Source organism: Undibacterium sp. SXout20W (genome assembly GCF_049340285.1).
Classification (GTDB): domain Bacteria; phylum Pseudomonadota; class Gammaproteobacteria; order Burkholderiales; family Burkholderiaceae_D; genus Undibacterium.
Genome location: NZ_JBMPPH010000005.1, coordinates 83144 through 102782, shown reverse-complemented (window position 1 = coordinate 102782; position 19639 = coordinate 83144). Strand labels below are relative to the sequence as shown.

Annotated in this window: 19 protein-coding genes; 5 read left to right on the top strand and 14 right to left on the bottom strand. The window is 45.8% G+C overall.

The genetic code is table 11. The features are described from left to right. Positions 1-17 precede the first annotated feature (17 nt). The 5 genes from ACO0K1_RS04855 to ACO0K1_RS04835 all read left to right on the top strand — a co-directional run bounded on the left by ACO0K1_RS04855 (position 18) and on the right by ACO0K1_RS04835 (position 5233). On the top strand, positions 18-374 hold the full coding sequence (locus ACO0K1_RS04855; RefSeq protein ID WP_423023251.1) for a PspC domain-containing protein: 357 nt from the start codon (positions 18-20) through the stop codon (positions 372-374). A gap of 87 nt (positions 375-461) precedes the next feature. Next, a complete protein-coding gene (gene lpdA, locus ACO0K1_RS04850) occupies positions 462-1889 on the top strand; it encodes a dihydrolipoyl dehydrogenase (protein ID WP_423023249.1) in 1428 nt (475 codons plus the stop codon). Positions 1890-2188: 299 nt separating this feature from the next. After that, positions 2189-3286, top strand: a complete 1098-nt coding sequence (gene zapE, locus ACO0K1_RS04845) for a cell division protein ZapE (RefSeq protein WP_423023366.1) — start codon at positions 2189-2191, stop codon at positions 3284-3286. Positions 3287-3348: 62 nt separating this feature from the next. Next, on the top strand, positions 3349-3708 hold the full coding sequence (locus ACO0K1_RS04840; protein WP_423023247.1) for a hypothetical protein: 360 nt from the start codon (positions 3349-3351) through the stop codon (positions 3706-3708). 262 nt (positions 3709-3970) lie between these two features. Further along, positions 3971-5233 (top strand): DEAD/DEAH box helicase, encoded by a 1263-nt coding sequence (locus tag ACO0K1_RS04835; protein ID WP_423023245.1) that lies wholly within the window; start codon positions 3971-3973, stop codon positions 5231-5233. 39 nt (positions 5234-5272) lie between these two features. Here ACO0K1_RS04835 and ACO0K1_RS04830 read toward each other — a convergent pair whose 3' ends face one another. The 14 genes from ACO0K1_RS04830 to iscR form a co-directional block, all read right to left on the bottom strand. Next, the gene (locus ACO0K1_RS04830; RefSeq protein ID WP_423023243.1) at positions 5273-6187 is read right to left on the bottom strand and encodes a flagellar brake protein; all 915 of its coding nucleotides are present in this window, start codon (positions 6185-6187) and stop codon (positions 5273-5275) included. A gap of 239 nt (positions 6188-6426) precedes the next feature. Then, positions 6427-8697 (bottom strand): Orn/Lys/Arg decarboxylase N-terminal domain-containing protein, encoded by a 2271-nt coding sequence (locus tag ACO0K1_RS04825; protein ID WP_423023241.1) that lies wholly within the window; start codon positions 8695-8697, stop codon positions 6427-6429. Between the two features lie 384 nt (positions 8698-9081). Further along, positions 9082-9870 (bottom strand): MipA/OmpV family protein, encoded by a 789-nt coding sequence (locus tag ACO0K1_RS04820; RefSeq protein ID WP_423023239.1) that lies wholly within the window; start codon positions 9868-9870, stop codon positions 9082-9084. Positions 9871-9891: 21 nt separating this feature from the next. Further along, positions 9892-10464 carry a DUF4337 domain-containing protein gene (locus tag ACO0K1_RS04815; RefSeq protein ID WP_423023237.1) on the bottom strand — a complete coding sequence of 191 codons (573 nt, stop codon included), beginning with the start codon at positions 10462-10464 and terminating at the stop codon, positions 9892-9894. 8 nt (positions 10465-10472) lie between these two features. Beyond that, positions 10473-10955, bottom strand: coding sequence for a dihydrofolate reductase (locus ACO0K1_RS04810; protein ID WP_423023235.1), 483 nt, complete (start codon positions 10953-10955; stop codon positions 10473-10475). 18 nt (positions 10956-10973) lie between these two features. Next, the gene (locus ACO0K1_RS04805) at positions 10974-11768 is read right to left on the bottom strand and encodes a thymidylate synthase (RefSeq protein ID WP_423023233.1); all 795 of its coding nucleotides are present in this window, start codon (positions 11766-11768) and stop codon (positions 10974-10976) included. Between the two features lie 249 nt (positions 11769-12017). Further along, on the bottom strand, positions 12018-13631 hold the full coding sequence (locus ACO0K1_RS04800; protein WP_423023231.1) for a sensor histidine kinase: 1614 nt from the start codon (positions 13629-13631) through the stop codon (positions 12018-12020). 414 nt (positions 13632-14045) lie between these two features. Continuing rightward, positions 14046-14384: an ISC system 2Fe-2S type ferredoxin gene (gene fdx / locus ACO0K1_RS04795; RefSeq protein ID WP_423023229.1), complete on the bottom strand. Its 339-nt coding sequence runs from the start codon at positions 14382-14384 to the stop codon at positions 14046-14048. Positions 14385-14509: 125 nt separating this feature from the next. Next, positions 14510-16375, bottom strand: coding sequence for a Fe-S protein assembly chaperone HscA (gene hscA / locus ACO0K1_RS04790; protein ID WP_423023227.1), 1866 nt, complete (start codon positions 16373-16375; stop codon positions 14510-14512). A 64-nt stretch (positions 16376-16439) separates the two neighbouring features. Then, on the bottom strand, positions 16440-16943 hold the full coding sequence (hscB, locus tag ACO0K1_RS04785; protein WP_423023225.1) for a Fe-S protein assembly co-chaperone HscB: 504 nt from the start codon (positions 16941-16943) through the stop codon (positions 16440-16442). A gap of 17 nt (positions 16944-16960) precedes the next feature. Continuing rightward, positions 16961-17284, bottom strand: coding sequence for an iron-sulfur cluster assembly protein IscA (gene iscA / locus ACO0K1_RS04780; protein ID WP_423023223.1), 324 nt, complete (start codon positions 17282-17284; stop codon positions 16961-16963). A gap of 42 nt (positions 17285-17326) precedes the next feature. After that, the gene (iscU, locus tag ACO0K1_RS04775; RefSeq protein ID WP_186910731.1) at positions 17327-17713 is read right to left on the bottom strand and encodes a Fe-S cluster assembly scaffold IscU; all 387 of its coding nucleotides are present in this window, start codon (positions 17711-17713) and stop codon (positions 17327-17329) included. 64 nt (positions 17714-17777) lie between these two features. Beyond that, a complete protein-coding gene (locus ACO0K1_RS04770; RefSeq protein WP_423023221.1) occupies positions 17778-19031 on the bottom strand; it encodes an IscS subfamily cysteine desulfurase in 1254 nt (417 codons plus the stop codon). A 16-nt stretch (positions 19032-19047) separates the two neighbouring features. Further along, on the bottom strand, positions 19048-19530 hold the full coding sequence (gene iscR / locus ACO0K1_RS04765) for a Fe-S cluster assembly transcriptional regulator IscR (protein ID WP_423023219.1): 483 nt from the start codon (positions 19528-19530) through the stop codon (positions 19048-19050). Positions 19531-19639: the final 109 nt, after the last annotated feature.

The following is a 19639-nucleotide window of genomic DNA, read 5'->3' as shown; positions in this document are numbered from 1 at the left end:
GATCAAAGGCTATCAACGTGAACATCGCTGACGATATTCAACGTTTGCACGAACTGCATCGGTCAGGCGCTCTGTCTGATGCAGAGTTCGCGCAAGCAAAAGCCAAGCTCCTCGACCAAGTCGGGGCGGGAGCCTCTACCAATCAGTCTGCGTCTTCTTCGTTTTCAGGTGACGATGACGCACTCAATCAAATCAATCGTTTCCGTCGTTCAAAGGACGACAAATGGTTGGGTGGTATTTGTGGTGGTCTGGGGAAATTCACTGGTTTGGAGTCGTGGATCTGGCGATTGATTTTCGTGTTCTTCGCACTATGCGTAGGGACGGGAATGCTTGCCTATTTGCTGGCGTGGATTTTTGTTCCGGAAGAAGAGTGATGTTCTTTCGTCCGTTTGTTCAGACCTCAGTTTGAATTACGGACGATGAAAAGATAGTCGGCTATAAATAAAATTCAGGATAATTTCATGAGTAAACAATTTGATGTCGTCGTTATCGGCGGCGGCCCTGGTGGCTATATTGCAGCAATTCGCGCTGCACAACTGGGTTTCTCGACCGCATGTATCGATGCGTGGAGTAACGAAAAAGGTGGCCCTGCACCTGGTGGTACTTGCACTAACGTGGGTTGCATTCCATCTAAAGCATTGTTGCAGTCTTCCGAACATTTTGAGCACGCTGGTCACGCATTTGCGGATCATGGTATCCAGGTTTCTGGTTTGGGTATGGACGTGGCGAAAATGTTGGGTCGCAAAAACACGATCGTTAAGCAAAATAATGACGGCATTTTATTTTTGTTCAAAAAGAATAAAGTGACTTTCTTCCACGGCCTTGGATCTTTCGTGAAAGCGGATGCTGCTGGTTACGAAATCAAAGTTTCCGGCAAAACCGAAGAAACAGTTACTGGTAAGCACATCATCGTTGCGACTGGTTCCAACGCACGTGCATTGCCAGGTACACCGTTTGATGAAGTCAACGTGTTGTCCAACGAAGGCGCGCTGAATATTGCTGAGACACCGAAAAAGCTCGGCGTGATTGGCGCGGGTGTTATTGGCCTGGAAATGGGTAGCGTATGGCGTCGTCTGGGTGCAGAAGTGACAGTGCTCGAAGCATTGCCAACCTTCTTGGGTGCAGTTGATGAGCAGATCGCAAAAGAAGCTCACAAGCTGTTCCTTAAGCAAGGTTTGTCAATTAACCTCGGCGTGAAGATCGGTGAAATCGTCAATAGCGGCAAAGACGTTACTGTCAATTACACGGATGACAAAGGCGCGGAGCATAAAGCGGTATTCGATAAGTTGATTATCTCCATTGGTCGCACACCAAATACAAATGGCTTAAATGCTGAAGGCGTTGGCCTGGCTCTGGATGAGCGTGGTTTCATCGCTGTTGATGGTGATTGCAAAACTAACTTGCCAAACGTGTGGGCAGTTGGTGACGTGGTGCGTGGCCCAATGCTGGCACACAAAGCTGAAGAAGAAGGTGTTGCGGTCGCTGAGCGTATCGCTGGTCAACATGGTCACGTCAATTTCAATACGATTCCTTGGGTTATTTACACTTCCCCGGAAATCGCCTGGGTTGGTCGTACTGAACAGCAATTGAAAGCTGACGGCGTTGCATACAAAGCAGGCACTTTCCCATTTATGGCGAATGGTCGCGCACGTGCTTTAGGCGATACATCCGGTATGGTGAAATTCCTGGCCGATGCGACAACCGATGAAATTCTGGGCGTACATATTGTTGGCCCAATGGCGTCTGAATTGATTTCTGAAGCGGTAGTGGCGATGGAATTCCGCGCTTCTTCCGAAGATATCGCACGCATTTGCCACGCGCATCCGTCATTGTCAGAAGCAACGAAGGAAGCGGCTTTGGCAGTTGATAAACGTTCATTGAATTTCTAATTGAACGTAGTTTGAAAATATGCTGAGTTTGCCTTAATGTGGCTCAGTAAAATGGACGAGTCAGGTACTCGTCCATTTTTGTTTCAGAGAACCCGATCAGGTGAGTAATTGGGCTGACTCAATCGTCACCCTCGAATGTTTCGAATGTTTTGTATGTTTCGAATGTTTTGTATGTGTCGCCAATAATTTAATTATTGTGCGGTGAAAGCAGGTAAATGCAGCGCATTGCGCTACTTAGTAATGCTGTTCCCGGCGCGTCAATTGTTTTGCGTCCTGGAATCAGCTTGAGAAAACAGATCATGGATGTTCAAGAGTTCTATCAGGATGCATTAACGCAACGTGGATTCACAGCGGATGAGGCGCAGAAGCGTGCGGTCGATCGTCTGCAAACCGCCTATGAAGAGTGGGTGTTTTACAAGGGAAAACGCGCCAATAAGTTGACACGCATGATCACCCGGCCAGAAGTGCCGCGTGGTGTTTACATGTGGGGCGGTGTAGGGCGCGGCAAATCCTTTTTAATGGATAGTTTTTATTCCGTTGTGCCAGTAGTGCGCAAAACACGGTTGCATTTTCATGAATTCATGCGCTCTGTGCATCGTCAGTTAGATGAACTCAAAGGTGTGGCAAATCCGCTTGACGAAGTCGCACGTCAAATCGCAAAAAAATACCGTCTGATCTGTTTTGATGAATTCCATGTGTCTGATGTCGCCGACGCAATGCTGCTTTACAATCTGCTGAAAGCCTTGTTTGACAATGGTGTGTCTTTTGTGATGACCTCTAATTATCAACCTGACACGCTCTATCCAGATGGCTTGCATCGAGATCGGATGTTGCCAACGATTGCGCTCTTAAAGGAACGCCTCGATGTGATGAATGTCGATTCCGGTAATGATTATCGTAAGCGGGCTTTGGAGCAAGTGCAAGCGTATTTGACGCCGCTCAATGCCACCACAGATAAGGCTTTGCGCGATAGCTTTGCCCGTATTGCCGATACGAAAGATGAGGACCCGCATGTGGACATCGAAGGGCGCAATCTGAAGTCTTTACGAAGGGCAGGGGGCGTTATCTGGTTTGATTTTAATACCTTGTGCGGTGGTCCAAGATCGCAAAATGATTATCTTGAAATTGCCAGCAGGTTTCATACCGTTATATTGTCTTCGATTCCGTCGATGTCGGCATCAATGTCTTCAGAAGCACGTCGTTTTACGTGGTTAATCGACGTCTTTTACGACAACAAAGTAAAACTCATTATGTCGGCAGAAGTGGCACCTGAGTTGCTTTATACTCAAGGTACTTTGTCGAATGAATTTCACAGAACAGTATCCCGTATCATCGAAATGCAATCTAAAGAATACATGGATGCCGACCAACGCCAACTTGCAGACTCATTAACTTGATGACAAAATTTTCTCGTTTTTTTTCCTCGTCTTTCGCTGTTTGCTTGCTGCTCGCAAGTTTTTTGAGTTTCCATGACTGTGCCCTCGCTGACGATGGCAAGCATGAGTTAGTCGAAATTTCACAGCTTGTACATGCTTTAGATGAGCGCTTTCCCATCGGTGGAATTCAAAGCAGCGAGGCCGCTAATCGCGCCATAGAGGAAAGTTCTAAGGCACAAGAGCGACTACAGAATTGGTATGTGGTTGCTGAACACCATTGTTACAACACTTTTTTTGTGAATGATTGTCTTAAGGAAATTAAGGTCGAGCGTCGTCAATATTTGCCCGTCTTGCAAAGAATATCGCTTGAGGGAAAAACACTGCTGCGCCAGATTAAAGTCATGGAGCGCGATCGCGAAACAGCGCAGAAACAATCTAAGTGAAGTGCTTGTCCTTATGGTCACCTGAATCGTTTCTGTAAAATCGTTCTTAAAAGTACTCTCGATCGCGTTATCATCGTTTGATACTGGAGGGGAGTAAAATAAATGATCCTTAATTTTTCTGGTTAAATTAAGGTGTTTTTGAATATACTCCCCGCCTTTTTCAAAAATATGTCAGTTTTAAATTTTATTTGCCACGTTGGTAAATAATCGTTCTCTTTGAGTGAGCGTCAGCTTTGATCGCTCACCGGTAAAGTATATCCATATGTCATTTTCACACCTTGGTTTGTCGCCAGCACTGTTATCTTCGATCGCTCATTTAAATTACGTCGAGCCGACGCCAGTGCAATCGGCTGCTATTCCTGCCATTTTAGAAAACAAAGACATCATTGCCCAAGCGCAAACCGGTTCTGGTAAAACGTTGGCATTTTGTGCACCGTTGCTTCAAACCTTGCGCCCATCAGCGCGCCCTCGACAAATTCAGGCTTTGATTCTTGTACCGACGCGCGAATTAGCGACGCAGGTAGCTGCGACCCTCGAAGACTTAGCCAAACACATTGCGCAAGAAGTTAAGTTGGCGGTGCTCTTTGGGGGGGTATCTGTTAATCCCCAGATGATGCATTTGCGTGGTGGTGCAGATATTGTAATTGCGACGCCTGGTCGCCTGCTTGATCTGATTAACCAGAATGCTTTGTCCTTATCGCAGGTTGCCACCTTGGTGCTGGATGAGGCGGATCGATTGCTGGAATTGGGTTTTGCCGATGAGTTGCAGCGCATTTTGGACTTATTGCCAAAATCGCGTCAAAATCTCCTGTTCTCAGCGACGTTTGCCCCAAATGTTGAGACACTGGCGTTTGAATTGTGCGTGTCGCCAGCACGGATTCGTGTCGATGATGCAATCGATGTCAAGCCAGATATTTTGCAACGAGCAATTTCTGTCGATGCTTCGCGTCGCACGCAGCTACTGCGCCACCTGATTAAAAGCGAAGGCTGGAAACGGGTATTGGTCTTTGTGGCGACAAAATATTCAGCGGATCTCATTTCGACCAAATTACGTCGACTCGATATAGCGGCAGAGCCGTTTCACGGCGAACTAAGTCAAGGTAAGAGGGAGCAGGTGCTAGCCGACTTTAAAGCCGCCCGCGTGAAAGTGGTTGTGGCAACAGACCTTGCAGGGCGCGGTATTGATATTGCAGATCTAAAGGTAGTTGTAAATTATGATCTGCCGCGTTCTGTTGATGACTACACCCATCGAATAGGTCGCACTGGTCGTGCAGGCGCGAGCGGTGTGGCCCTGAGCTTTGTGAGCGCAGAGTCGCAGGCCCATTTTCATACTATCTCGCGCAAACAGCAGTTACATCTGACCTTAGAAAGCATTCCGGGATTTGAAGCTCAGGAATCAATGCAACAACCGCCCACAGTGCTCGATGTTCACGGCGGGATCAAAGGCCATCGACCAAGTAAGAAGGATAAACTCAGAGCAATCGCTGCCCAGCAAAATTCTTTAAAAAAAGAGATTGAGGACTAAATGGTCGACCGACCATCAGTCTGGTTGCCTGATGTTTGGCTAATCCATCTCCGCCAAAGTTTGATGGACGAATGCTGATAGAATTAATGTTGCTTGCGGTGACACGTCAGTAAATTCAAACCCATGGCGAAATTCTGTGCTGTTGTCAGTTGGCGCAATCGAGCGCAATATAGTTTTTAGTGTCAAAAATTCATCGTTGCCGGCAGCATTGACTTTGAATTTGATCACGCCAGTGTCGCCTTTTTGGCCGAGTTGTCTCTTAATGATGCCCGATGTCCCTCCCATGCTCAAATCACCTAATGTGGCGGCAGCAGTTTGTTCGGGATCGCCAATTGTCACGGAAGCGATAATTTTCACGTTCGCGCGGGCACCTTGACGTATGGTTGTTGAGCGGACTTGCTTCGGGTAACTGAGGTGTAAATAGTCGTGTGGGGAAAACACGTATTTTATTAACGATGCAGTGAATGCATACGCTTTTTTGCCAGGAAACGCCCGAATGATAAAGGTCTGACCTTCCCGTATCATCACCGATTTTCCGTTTACAGTCGGTGCAGTCACTAGCAAGGATTTATTTTTGACAAAGCCAATTAAACGGACGGTATAACGGGTTGCTACTTGATCGTGTGTCTGTAGATAAAACACTTCGCCGACCGTCCAACGAACGCTATCGAGTTCAATGATCGATTCTTTATTGAGTTCTTCAGCAGGCTTTTGAGAGGACGTTTCCGTTGCTGGTTTTTCGGCTAAGTCAATTTTTGAAGGAATACTATCCCAGAGCATATCGGCTTCACAATAGCCTACCTCTAGCAAGTGATTAAGTTGCTGTTGGTCTTCTATATGTAATCCTGCTTCAAATAATACCTGACCATCCTGATTGTAGATCGCCCAGTTGATGGTTTGGCCGACGCTTATTTCAGAATGCTTTAGCGGCATTAAACCTTGTACTTCACCCATCTGTTATATCCGTAATCTCTATGTGAGAACTTCATGCTTTGCGTGAATACCACTTCATTGCTGAGCAAAATTAGCATGGCTAAAGGAGTTCGATTAATGAATCATAATTGAAGTGCAATTGTTGTGCTTGAGAAATGAAAAAATGGCCTGAAAATGTAATATTTCAGGCCATTTTTGCAACAAAAGAAGGGTGAAAATGGGTCGTTCTTTGTTCTTCGTTCGTCGTTCTTCGTTCGTCGTTATTTATTAGTTTCAGCAGCTGACTTGACGCAATCGACAAAATAACCACGTTTACCATCAACTTCTGCTTTCACTAAGCCATGGCAATCTGTTTCAAAGCCAGGGAAGCGTTCGTTGAAATCACGCACAAAACGGAGATAGTCAACGATGGTGCGGTTGAAGCGTTCGCCTGGAATCAACAGTGGGATACCTGGTGGATACGGTGTCAGCAAAATTGCAGTGACACGACCTTCCAATTCATCGATCGACACGCGCTGGATTTCACGATGCGCCATCATAGCAAACGCGTCTGATGGTTTCATTGCAGGCTGCATGTCCGATAGATACATTTCTGTCGTCAGACGTGCGACGTCATGCCCTTTATACGCTTCATGGATGCCTTGGCACAAGTCTTTGAGTCCAGCACCCTCATAACGCGGATTGGCAGCGGCAAACTCTGGCAAAATGCGCCAGATTGGCTGGTTCTTATCGTAGTCATCTTTGAATTGCTGCAATGCGGTTAGTAAAGTATTCCAACGGCCTTTTGTAATGCCGATGGTAAACATAATAAAGAAAGAGTACAGACCACATTTTTCAACAATAACGCCATGTTCTGCCAGATATTTGGTGACGATAGATGCCGGAATACCGGTCTCACCAAATTTACCTTCGAGAGATAAGCCAGGGGTGACGATGGTTGCTTTGATCGGGTCGAGCATGTTAAATCCAGCGGCTAACTTGCCAAAACCATGCCAGTCGTCTTCCGCACGAATAATCCAATCTTCGCGTGAACCGATGCCATCTTCAGCGAATTCCTCCGGTCCCCAAACCTGGAACCACCAGTCTTTACCCCATTCCTGATCCACTTTACGCATCGCACGACGGAAATCCAGTGCTTCCAGAATCGACTCTTCCACCAGCGCAGTACCACCAGGTGCTTCCATCATCGCTGCAGCGACGTCGCAGGAAGCGATGATCGAATATTGTGGTGAAGTTGATGTATGCATCAGATAAGCTTCATTGAAGCTATCTTTATCGAGCTTGCGTGTTTCTGATTCGCGCACCAGAATTTGCGATGCTTGTGAAATACCAGCCAATAATTTGTGGGTCGATTGGGTGGAGAAAATCATCGATTCTTTTGCGCGTGGACGATCTTTGCCGATTGCGTGCATGTCTTTGTAAAAGTCATGGAACGTTGCATGCGGCAACCACGCTTCATCGAAATGCAATGTGTCGATCTGTCCATCGAGCAAATCTTTTAACACTTCAACGTTGTATAACACACCGTCGTACGTTGATTGGGTGATAGTAAGAATACGTGGCTTTTTATTCTTTGCTTCACGTGCAAACGGATTGGCTTCAATTTTTTTCTGTATGCTTTCCATGCTGAATTCTTCCAGCGGGATAGGGCCGATAATGCCGAGATGATTACGTGTCGGCATCAGGAATACAGGGATAGCGCCGCACATGATAATCGAGTGCAAAATTGATTTGTGGCAGTTGCGATCAACGACCACAATGTCACCTGGCGCTACGGTCGAGTGCCATACCATTTTGTTTGAGGTCGAGGTGCCGTTTGTCACGAAGTAACAATGATCAGCATTGAAAATGCGGGCAGCATTACGTTCTGAGGCGGCGACTGGGCCAGTGTGATCTAGTAACTGACCGAGCTCTTCGACGGCGTTACAAACGTCCGCACGCAGCATATTTTCGCCAAAAAATTGATGAAACATCTGGCCGATTGGTGACTTCAAAAACGCGACGCCACCTGAGTGGCCTGGGCAGTGCCAAGAGTAAGAGCCATCGTTGGCATAATGTACCAAGGCTCTGAAGAATGGTGGTGCCAGGCTGTCCAGGTATGAACGCGCCTCGCGAATGATGTGGCGAGCCACGAATTCTGGCGTATCTTCAAACATGTGAATAAAGCCATGCAGTTCGCGCAAGATATCGTTAGGAATATGGCGCGAAGTGCGGGTTTCACCGTACAGATAAATAGGAATATCCGCATTTTTGTAGCGAATTTCTTCTACGAAGGCGCGCAAAGATTTCAGCGCGTAATCTGTTTCTTCAGACGTACCAGCACCGAATTCTTCATCATCGATAGATAGAATAAATGCGGACGCTCGTGATTGCTGTTGGGCAAACTGAGAAAGGTCACCATAGCTGGTGACGCCTAACACTTCCATGCCTTCTGTTTCAATGGCATCAGCGAGTGCACGGATGCCTAGGCCGGAAGTATTTTCTGAACGGAAATCTTCGTCAATAATGACGATGGGGAAGCGGAATTTCATGGTGGTCTCCAAAAGACTTAGTACATGGGAGACGCCTGGGCAAGTTAAATCAACCGCTTGCGCGCCGAAAAAATTCAAAAAGAGGAGCACGTAAGTGCGATAGACAATCACATTTACGTCATTCTTAAACGAACCGAATTCTCTCAGATATGCGGTGGTTTATGTGAAAAAAAAGCTCATTTTTTCACATTCAATTGATAATTTCATGTGATTGTCATTTACTTGCTATTAAACTATCTATAGCGTTAAGTAAAATGAAATTTAACGAATTTAATTTAGCTGCGCAAGCGCGGTCTATTTGGGTGAGGCAAAAAAAATGAGCGCTTGGTGCGCTCATTTTTTTTAATATTAACTAAACAAAATCGATCAATTCATCAAGACCAATTAGAAGCGATAGCTTGCTGCAGAAAATACGCTAATCGGTGTTTTTTCAAATACAAATGGACTCTTAGTCACTTCGGACGTATAGCGACTGACTGAAGCGCCGGTCGTTAACGACCAGTTAGCGTCGATGGTCCAGTGCCAACTAGTACTTAACTTGATATCAGTGAGACCTGAACTAGGTGTGTATGGCGTGTAACCGCTATTGATGGATTGTTGTTCATTAACGCCAAAATAGGACTGCATATACGCCGCATTTACCCAATTGGCTCTTAGCGTTGCAGTAATCCGATGTTGATCATTCAGCGCTGTCGTGAAACGCGCACCGACAGTGGTCTGCATACCGTTGTGACCGACTCCCGATCCATACCGGATTGATGACAGTAATGAATAGTTTTGATTGACGTTGTAATTGAGGAACGCACCAGGCTCAATTGCGGTGTCTACATCACCTAATCCTTGAAGTTTAGGCGAAGAGGATTCGTCACGCGCTGCTTCTACTGTTATCCGTAAGCCATACTGAATGGATGGATCTTTTGAAAAGTTATAGCCTAAGCCATTTACTGAGCTAAAAAAAGCACCATTTTTCCATTGCGTATCAAACAGAGGGTAGACTCGTGCCTTTCGTTCGTTTGATCCAGTGTATTTAGGGGTAAATAGAACCACACCGCCCAATGAAAAATTGATATCTTTTGGTAAATAATATTCGGGAATGGTTTGAACGAACTCGGACGTTTGCGCTTGTGCTGCGCAACTAGCTGCGAGTAGTAAAATGCCAAGGAGCTTTTTCATTTTGTTTTTTCTTTATTTTAATTAAATATGAAGCCAAGCAAGTCCTGCCAGTATAGCGCCAATTCCTGCAACACCGTAAGAAGTGTATTGCAACCATTTCTTTTTAGTGAGCAAGGTCATTGCTGCTAATGAAATAGCAATTTGCACAGCAGTCATTGCTTGTGCCCAGCGATGGTGCTGGTGTAATTCAAGTTCTGAAGCTTCTTCCCATTTAGTGGCTTCTGCCTCAAGTTCGTCTGCTTTTTTCTTGATTTCTTCTTTTTCTGACTTGTAACGAGTTACTTCTGACTTATATTTTTCCGCATCGACGCCCGGCAGGCTGATTGCTAACTCCGCCAAGTTTTGCTTATTCGATTTGGATTGGTAAAAATTCCATTGATTGGAAGCTTCTGTTTTTTTAATTGCGGCTTCATTTTTATACATTGCCGCATTGTTTTGGGTTGCACCACCTTCATAACCAAACAAAGCGCCTATCGTAGCTAATATCGCTGTCATAACCGCAATGCGGCTTGCAAATTCATCATTGCCATGCGCTGCTGCATGTTCTACTTCGTGGTCGTGCGGGCCGTGCACGTGAAATTCATCGCTTGACATGTAAGATCCTATAATTTTTCGTAAGTTACAAATGAATAACGTAAATTCTGTGTCGCAGAGGAACGATCCTCTCTCGCAATTTCTTTCCAGGCCGTGAAATCAATTGGTGGAAAAAATGCATCACAAGCGAATTGTTCTTGTATTTCTGTAATCACCAAGCGATCGGCGAATGCTAACGATTGTTGATAAATCTGCGCACCGCCAATAATGAACGCGTCTTGCTCGTTCACCAAAGACCTCGCTTGCTGCAAAGAGTTCACTGTTTCGACGCCATCATGGTGCCAATTTGAGTTTCTTGTAACGACTATGTTGCGTCGATTTGGCAGTGCTCTGCCGATCGATTCAAAGGTGTTTCTTCCCATGATAATAGGGTGCCCACTAGTCATTTTTTTAAAATGACCAAGATCCTCGGGCAGATGCCAAGGGAGTTTGTTATTGATTCCGATGCCGCGTTGCAGATCAAAGGCAACGATAATACTTATTGATGACATAATAAATAATCTCTTGTATCAAACTGCAACAGGTGCTTTGATATGTGGATGGAATTCATAATTATTGAATTCAAAGTCATCAAATTGGTAGTCAAAGATACTTGGCGGTTGCCGTTTTATGTTCAATTTTGGTAAGGGTAGTGGCGTCCGTGAAAGCTGTTCCGCAACTTGTTCCATGTGGTTGGAATACAAATGACAATCACCACCGGTCCAAATAAACTCTCCAACGCCAAGTCCGCACTGCTGGGCGACCATATGGGTGAGCAAAGCATAGGAAGCAATGTTGAACGGCACACCTAAAAAGATATCGGCACTGCGCTGATAAAGTTGACACGAAAGTTTACCATCGGCAACATAAAATTGAAACAAAGCGTGACAAGGTGGTAACTTCATTTGTGGGATATCGGCGACATTCCACGCAGATACGATCAGGCGCCGAGAATCTGGATTGCTTTTAATCTGTTCAATCAGTTGTGATATTTGGTCAATATGTTGGCCGTCTGGCGTTGGCCAATTACGCCATTGTGATCCATATACAGGACCCAGATCACCATTACTGTCGGCCCAATCATCCCAAATAGATACACCGTTATCTTTTAGGTATTTAATGTTGGTGGAGCCTGCAAGAAACCAAATTAACTCATGGACGATGGACTTTAGATGCAATTTTTTGGTCGTTACTAAAGGAAAACCTTCGTTGAGGTCAAACCGCATTTGGTAGCCAAATACTGAAACCGTGCCGGTGCCGGTACGGTCAGTTTTTTTTGTCCCGTGATCTTTGACGTGACGCATGAAATCGAGGTATTGGCGCATGATAAGTTGCTATGAGGGATTTTGCCCACAATGAAATGAGGCGATAGTATATCGTATGCGGAGGGCGTCACCTGTTGTATTAGGAGTAAAAACGTTCGCTTTAGATACTTTTTTTTGCGATGCAATATTTGAGAGCAGCAATTTTTTCTTGCTGCTCCGAACTCACTTACTGATTTCGTTCCTATTATCGCAAAAAACTTGGTTGATTAGCAATGAATATTGGAGTGATTTCCGATAAAGAATGGCACTTTATCGATTGTTGAACAATGGATCTTTGCTATCGCGATCACCGGGTGCGATGAGCGGTAATTTAATTTCAAATATGGAGCCTTGATCTGGGGCACTGGAAACATGAATGGTTCCACCAAGAACATTAGTGATAATGTTGAAGGTGATACTAAGGCCAAGTCCGCTGCCACCCTGGCCAAATTTAGTCGTGAAAAATGGTTCAAAAATACGATTAATAATTTCCGGCGGAATTCCTTTACCATCATCGCGAAATGTCACCATAACATACTCACCCATTTTTTCAGCCGAACAAAGCATATGCCCCTCAGCGCGTCCGTCCAATCCATGAATTACTGAGTTATTCACTAAATTGGTGAATACTTGACCAAGCAGGCCTGGGTAGCTATCGAGCTGAATGTCATCGGGAATATCCAGCTCTAGGGTAAATGGTGTTTTACGAAGGCTAGAATGAAGCAGGGCGCTGAGCTCTTGTAACATCACCAAAAGGCCAAATTTCCGTCTCTGGGCACTAGATTGATCCACGGCCACTTGCTTAAAGTCACCAACCAGGTGGGCAGATTGTTGCAAGCCGCGCAGCAGCAGTTTTGTCGAGTCCAATGCCGTAACAGCGTATCTGGTTAAGTCTGAGCGCCGGATTTGACCGCCTTCTACCATTTGCAAAAGGTGCCTTGTCTCTTCTTCAAGTGTGCTCGCAACTAGCAGGCAATTACCAAGCGGTGTATTAAGCTCGTGCGCAACGCCCGCGACCATAGAGCCCAATGCTGCCATACGTTCAACCCGTGCCAGTTCTGCTTGAGCGGAGTTGACATTGGTTAATGCGGCTTCAAGGTTTTGGTTAACACTTTCAAGTTCTTGAGTTCGTTGACGTACTTTGGACTCTAAAGTGCCTGAATATTCAAGCAACTGATGATTTTTAATTTCTAGTTCACCAAAAGATCTTTTTAATGCCTGTCTTGTCGCTTCTAAGCTATTTGCCAGGTGGCCTAACTCATCCTCGCGATTTAGTGCGATCGGATCATTTAACTCACCATTGGCCAGTCGATCAGATTCATCCATTAATAGTCTGACTGGTTGAACCAGGCGCCATTGCAATACCAGCAAAATAAAAAAAATCGCCATGAACAGCGACAATACCGCTGTCGTGACGTAACGACGGAAATCGGAGCGCAGACTTTCTTGAAGCAGATCTTCCGCTAACGTTAAACGTACTTCGCCAATGACTTGTCCACCATGTTTGATTTCTCGCGAGATGGTGGTGAATGGCCCCTTTTGCGTTTGCCGGCGTATGCTGTTTTTAATGAATTCTTTTTTGTCGGGCAGGGTAATAACTTCTATCGTAGCGACACGTGGATCAGAGTAGACGACTTCACTTGAAGTATTGGCGATTTCTGGTGTAATTTGCCAAAGTGGCTCACTCAAGATAACCGATAAAATTTCAACCAGTCGATTGTGATCTTCTGCATTACGTGCACGAGCGGCGATTTCAATGCTATTGAGATGATACGGTATCAGGAAAATAGCAGGGACGGTCAGGCCAAATACAACCGCCAAGATAATGGCGAGTCTGAGCGTAATACGGCTGCGAAGAGCAGAGAAAAGAGATCTAAACCGCATTGCAATATCCTTGTGCGTCGCTGTTTTGTGGGCTGCTTAAACGTAAATTTAGCATGTTGCTCGCGCGGATCCCTAGACTAATTACTGCTGTTTGCAAGCGACTGAAATATGGAAATATATAGACAATGGAGAAATACTAAGAGTTTTTTTTGCTTAGAGCAAGAACAGGATTGCCTTTCTGCACTCATTCAGCAATAAAGCCTCATTTGACCCTTTTTTTGGGTTACGGGATTAATTATATTGCAACCACTTGCTAAGTGGCTACAATTTGTTGATGGGTGTTGCGTCGTGTTGTGAGCAATAACCGATATAAATCTAGATCGTTGTTGGCATTTTATGAGGATTTCAACGAATATAAATATGGATGTTATCAAAAAAAATATTTAATACATGATTCCCATCGCACCAAGAGTTTTAATGGTGTTCCCTAGCATGGTTAATAGTGTACTTCGGAATTTCGATCGTAATATCTTGTTGTCCCAATTTAACCTGGCATGAGAGTCTGGATGTCGCTTCTAAACCCCACGCTGCGTCGAGTAGGTCCTCTTCGTCATCGGTAGAGGTATTTAGCGAGCGAAAACCTTCTCGTATGACAACGTGACAAGTCGTGCAAGCACAGGACATCTCGCATGCGTGTTCGATCTCAACGTCGTTCTCGACCAGTGCTTCGCACAAAGATTTCCCTTCATCTGCTTCGATGACTGTACCTTCTGGGCACAATTGAGGGTGGGGTAGGACGATAATTTTAGGCATTTGATTCTCGATTTAATTCAATATTGGTGGCTTTTAAACTAGCTTTAAATTTAGTTCTTAAAACTCAAGATCGGCAAAAAAATGCGTCGATCCTGAGAGGTAACAGTGTTTTTTAAAACCCAAGATCAGGCAATATCATTCAATTTTTTACCAGCTAGTGCACTACGGACACTTTGATCCATTCTCCGTGCGGCAAATTCTTCGGTACCGCTGGCAAGATTAGTAATGGCCGTATGTAATACGTTGTGATCATTCTGCGCCATTTGTGTTCTCACTGCTTCCATTAAGCCTGTTATTGCATCGAACTCCTCTGCGGAAATCAAATAGCGATCTGCATCCAATGCAGATTGGGTTGCCAGTAAGATTCTCTCCGCTTCGACTTGTTCTTCTCTCAGTGCGCGTAGTTGCATGTCCGCGTCTGCGGCGCTGAATGAGTCTTGCAACATGCGAGTAATATCATCATCGCCTAAACCATACGAAGGTTTAACGCTGATGGTGGCTTCCACGCCGGAGCGTAATTCGCGTGCGGATACGGATAATAAGCCGTCTGCATCGACTTGATAGGTAATGCGAATACGTGCCGCACCTGCAGCCATTGCCGGAATGCCGCGCAATTCAAAGCGTGCCAATGAACGACAGTCGCTGACGAGTTCACGTTCACCTTGCACGATATGGATAGCCAATGCCGTTTGACCATCTTTGAATGTGGTAAATTCCTGCGCGCGCGCGCATGGAATAGTGGAGTTACGGGGTATGACTTTTTCAACTAAGCCTCCCATCGTCTCTACACCAAGCGACAAAGGAATTACGTCCAGAAGAAGCCAATCATCCCCCGGCGCACGATTACCAGCCAGAAGATTTGCCTGAATCGCTGCACCCAGAGCAACAACCTTATCGGGATCGATATTGGCCAAAGGCGTCGTTTCGAAAAATTCACCTACGGCTTTTCTGACATGCGGCATGCGGGTGGCGCCGCCAACTAAGACCACACCGTCAATATCATCGCTTGATAGGCCAGCGTCGCGTAATGCTTTGCGGCAAGGCGTCATCGTTTTTACCACGAGGTTTTGAGTCATTTCAGCAAAAACACTCGCACTGATTTGCAGATGTACGCTTTCGCCCGAGTTTAGCTTTGCGTCGATATAAGTGCTAGGTTTGCTCGAGAGAATTTCTTTGGCTTCGCGCGCTTTTACCATCAATGTGCTGGTATCTTCATCAGATAGCGGTGCTAATTTCGATTCCTGTAAAATCCAGCAAAATAAGCGATGGTCAAAGTCATCCCCGCCGAGGGCCGAGTCGCCGCCCGTAGAGAGCACTTCAAAAACACCTTTACTCATTTTTAAAATAGAAATGTCAAAGGTACCGCCGCCTAAGTCGTACACCGCATAAGTTCCCTCGGAGGCATTATCGAGCCCATACGCAATGGCGGCAGCGGTTGGTTCATTCAGTAAACGCAGGACGTTGAGTCCGGCAAGTTTTGCTGCATCCTTGGTTGCCTGACGCTGAGCATCGTCAAAATAAGCTGGAACGGTAATGACTGCACCAACCAAATCGTCACCCAGTGCGTCTTCAGCTTGCTGACGTAACGTTGCTAAAATTTGTGCCGAAATTTCAACCGGACTTTTAATGCCTGCAATGGTTTTAAGTTGCACCATACCGGGCTCATCATGAAAATCATAAGGAAGATTTTCAGCATAAGCGATGTCTTTTAACCCGCGCCCCATAAAGCGTTTAACGGAAACAATCGTGTTCTTTGGGTCATTGCTTTGCTCTGCCTGTGCTTTGAACCCAATATGCGCGTGACCATTCGGCAGATAACGAACAACGGAGGGCAGTAGCGGCCGGCCTTCTTCGTCATTGAGTACTTCAGGAATGCTGTTGCGAACAGTCGCCACTAATGAGTTTGTCGTACCCAAATCGATGCCAACAGCCAGTCGATGTTGATGGGGTGCGGTGGACATGCCTGGTTCTGAAATCTGCAATAAAGCCATGGTATCTGAAGTAGATGGCAAGCCATCAAATTGGCGCTAAAATTTTGCGCGAGGTTAGTCGAAATTATTCTTCCAAAGCTGCAATGTCAGCAATGAATTTTTCCAAGAACATGCATGTACGTATTTGTTGTGCCGCAGTGATATAGTCAGATTCGCTCAGTGTTGAGGCGACCAGTGACAATTGTGATTTTAAAGCTTGGTGTAATTCTTTTTCCAGAGCTATAAGTGACTGCAAGTCATTTGTGTGACGCGCATCATCAAAGGCTTCGCGCCACTCCATTTGCTGCATCAGGAAACTCGCGGGCATACTCGTATTGGATTCAGTCTGCAAATCCACACCATGCAATTCACACAGATATGTTGCGCGCTTGAGCGGCTTTTTGAGCGTTTGATAGGCCTCGTTGGCACGCGTTGCCCATTGCATAGCAACCCGTTTTTCAGCCTCGCTGGCTTGTACAAATTTATCTGGATGAACTTGGTTTTGTACTTCGTGATATGCCCGATCGAGCTCACCCATGTCCAGTAAAAATTGCTGCGGTAACTGGAATAGCTCAAAATGATTTTGCATGACTGTTTACTTGTAGACTAAATGCGGAAGCTTTCACCGCAGCCGCATTCATCTTTAACGTTTGGATTGTAAAATTTAAAGCCTTCGTTTAATCCTTCGCGGGCGAAGTCGAGCTCTGTACCATCAATATACGGCAAACTTTTTGGATCAACGAATACTCTTACGCCGTGCGATTCAAATACGGAATCATCAGATCCGACTTCGTCCACATATTCGAGTTTATAGGCCATGCCAGAGCAGCCGGTGGTGCGTACGCCAAAGCGCAGGCCTATGCCTTTGCCGCGACGTTCCATGTAGCGAGTCACGTGTTTTGCTGCTTTTTCTGTGAGTGTAATTGCCATGTTGCTCCCCATCTTTACTGCGTCAAATCTTCGCTATGCTTTTTACGCTGCGCTATGCTTGTTTTTGTAATCGAGTACTGCTGCTTTAATCGCGTCTTCTGCCAGGATGGAACAGTGGATTTTTACTGGCGGCAATGCTAATTCTTCAGCGATTGCTGTGTTTTTAATTTCCAGTGCCTGGTCTAAAGTTTTGCCCTTGACCCACTCAGTCACCAACGAGGAAGATGCAATTGCTGAACCACAGCCGTAGGTCTTGAATTTTGCGTCTTCGATCACGCCATCTGCGCCAACCTTAATTTGCAGTTTCATGACATCGCCGCAGGCGGGAGCGCCAACCATGCCAGTACCAACGCTGTCATCACCTTTTTCGAAGGCGCCAACGTTGCGTGGATTTTCGTAGTGATCTAATACTTTGTCTGAATATGCCATTTTGATGCTCCTGAATATTTGTACGCTGTGCAGTCTGATGAATGAATTTTCAATCAGAAATTAATTAATGTGCCGCCCACTGAATAGTGGAAATATCGATACCGTCTTTATACATATCCCACAGTGGTGATAAGGCGCGCAGTTTCTCGACTTTAGTCTTCAGTAAGTTGATAGAGAAATCGATGTCTTCTTCGGTCGTAAAGCGACCAATCGTGAAGCGAATGGAGCTATGCGCCAACTCGTCGCTACGACCCAGCGCACGTAACACATACGACGGCTCCAGACTAGCCGATGTGCAGGCAGAGCCTGAGGAAACAGCGATATCTTTAATTGCCATGATGAGCGATTCACCTTCGACATAATTGAAACTGACGTTCAGATTATGCGGAACGCGGTGCTCCATGTCGCCATTGACATAGGTCTCTTCAATTTCTTTGAGGCCATTCGCCAGACGATCACGCATCGCGCGGATGTGGCGCAATTCGCTTTCCATTTCTTCTTTTGCCAGTCGGAAGGCCTCACCCATACCTACACATTGGTGAGGTGCTAACGTACCAGAGCGGAAGCCGCGTTCATGGCCACCACCGTGCATTTGCGCTTCGAGGCGTACGCGCGGCTTGCGGCGAATGTACAGAGCGCCAATACCTTTAGGGCCGTAAGATTTGTGCGCAGAGAAAGAAACCAAATCAACCTTTACTTTTTCCAGATCGATTTCTACTTTACCTGTTGCTTGTGCTGCGTCGGAATGGAAAACAATTCCACGTTCACGACACAATTCACCAATTTCAGCGATAGGTTGAATGACGCCAATTTCATTGTTGACCCACATCACAGAAATCAAAATAGTGTCAGGGCGGATTGCCTCTTTTAATTGTTCAATCGTGATCAGACCATTGTCTTGTGGCTGCAGATAGGTTGCTTCAAAGCCTTGGCGTTCCAATTCACGTACCGTATCGAGCACCGCTTTGTGCTCCGTTTTTACGGTGATAATATGTTTACCTTTGGCTTTGTAGAAGTTGGCCGCACCTTTAAGTGCCAAATTGTTACTTTCAGTAGCGCCAGAAGTCCAGATAATTTCGCGTGGATCGGCATTCACTAACGCAGCAACATTGCCGCGTGCTTCTTCAACAGCTGCTTCTGCATCCCAGCCATACATATGGCTACGCGATGCCGGATTACCAAATTGCGCACGTAAAAACGGAATCATTTTGTCGGCCACACGCGGGTCAACCGGTGTTGTCGCGGAGTAATCCATGTAAATAGGGAAGTGTGGGGACTTTAGTGTGTCCAGCAGACTTTGTTCCAGTGGTGCGTTCATTCAAGACTCCAAATATTCAAGAAGCAGTGTGATTGACATGCACTTGATGCATGACAACGACTTGGTTTTCCGAGATTTTCTGTTTTTGTTGATTGACCAGATCCTGTAATGAAACTGAATCGAGATAATCGACCATTTTTGCGTTCAATGTTGCCCATAGATCGTGGGTCATACAGTGCAGGCCATTGCTGATATCACTACCATGACAATTTCCCTTGCCGCCGCATTGTGTTGCATCAAGAGGTTCGTCGACAGCGATAATAATGTCAGCCACGGTCACGTTTTGTGCCTTCCTTGCGAGATTGTAGCCGCCGCCCGGGCCGCGCACTGATTCAACGATTTCATGGCGGCGTAACTTGCCAAACAATTGCTCAAGATAAGATAAGGAGATGTCTTGGCGCTGACTGATCCCAGCGAGCGTGACTGGCCCTTTGTCCTGGCGTAATGCCAGGTCTATCATAGCGGTAACCGCGAATCGTCCTTTGGTGGTAAGGCGCATGTTGTTGCTCCGGTGCCTATGGCAAAAATCGTATGCCCTGAGTTGTTGAGCATTTTGATCAAGTATAGCAAACTTGAGTGATTTTGTCAGGTACTGGGTTTTTTGGTGT

Coding starts and splice junctions, on each gene's coding strand:
- lpdA (WP_423023249.1), top strand. CDS start 462: ATGAGTAAACAATTTGATGTCGTCGTTATCGGCGGCGGCCCTGGTGGC.
- zapE (WP_423023366.1), top strand. CDS start 2,189: ATGGATGTTCAAGAGTTCTATCAGGATGCATTAACGCAACGTGGATTC.
- ACO0K1_RS04835 (WP_423023245.1), top strand. CDS start 3,971: ATGTCATTTTCACACCTTGGTTTGTCGCCAGCACTGTTATCTTCGATC.
- ACO0K1_RS04830 (WP_423023243.1), bottom strand. CDS start 6,187: ATGGGTGAAGTACAAGGTTTAATGCCGCTAAAGCATTCTGAAATAAGC.
- ACO0K1_RS04825 (WP_423023241.1), bottom strand. CDS start 8,697: ATGAAATTCCGCTTCCCCATCGTCATTATTGACGAAGATTTCCGTTCA.
- ACO0K1_RS04820 (WP_423023239.1), bottom strand. CDS start 9,870: ATGAAAAAGCTCCTTGGCATTTTACTACTCGCAGCTAGTTGCGCAGCA.
- ACO0K1_RS04815 (WP_423023237.1), bottom strand. CDS start 10,464: ATGTCAAGCGATGAATTTCACGTGCACGGCCCGCACGACCACGAAGTA.
- ACO0K1_RS04810 (WP_423023235.1), bottom strand. CDS start 10,955: ATGTCATCAATAAGTATTATCGTTGCCTTTGATCTGCAACGCGGCATC.
- ACO0K1_RS04805 (WP_423023233.1), bottom strand. CDS start 11,768: ATGCGCCAATACCTCGATTTCATGCGTCACGTCAAAGATCACGGGACA.
- ACO0K1_RS04800 (WP_423023231.1), bottom strand. CDS start 13,631: ATGCGGTTTAGATCTCTTTTCTCTGCTCTTCGCAGCCGTATTACGCTC.
- fdx (WP_423023229.1), bottom strand. CDS start 14,384: ATGCCTAAAATTATCGTCCTACCCCACCCTCAATTGTGCCCAGAAGGT.
- hscA (WP_423023227.1), bottom strand. CDS start 16,375: ATGGCTTTATTGCAGATTTCAGAACCAGGCATGTCCACCGCACCCCAT.
- hscB (WP_423023225.1), bottom strand. CDS start 16,943: ATGCAAAATCATTTTGAGCTATTCCAGTTACCGCAGCAATTTTTACTG.
- iscA (WP_423023223.1), bottom strand. CDS start 17,284: ATGGCAATTACACTCACAGAAAAAGCAGCAAAACACGTGACTCGCTAC.
- iscU (WP_186910731.1), bottom strand. CDS start 17,713: ATGGCATATTCAGACAAAGTATTAGATCACTACGAAAATCCACGCAAC.
- ACO0K1_RS04770 (WP_423023221.1), bottom strand. CDS start 19,031: ATGAACGCACCACTGGAACAAAGTCTGCTGGACACACTAAAGTCCCCA.
- iscR (WP_423023219.1), bottom strand. CDS start 19,530: ATGCGCCTTACCACCAAAGGACGATTCGCGGTTACCGCTATGATAGAC.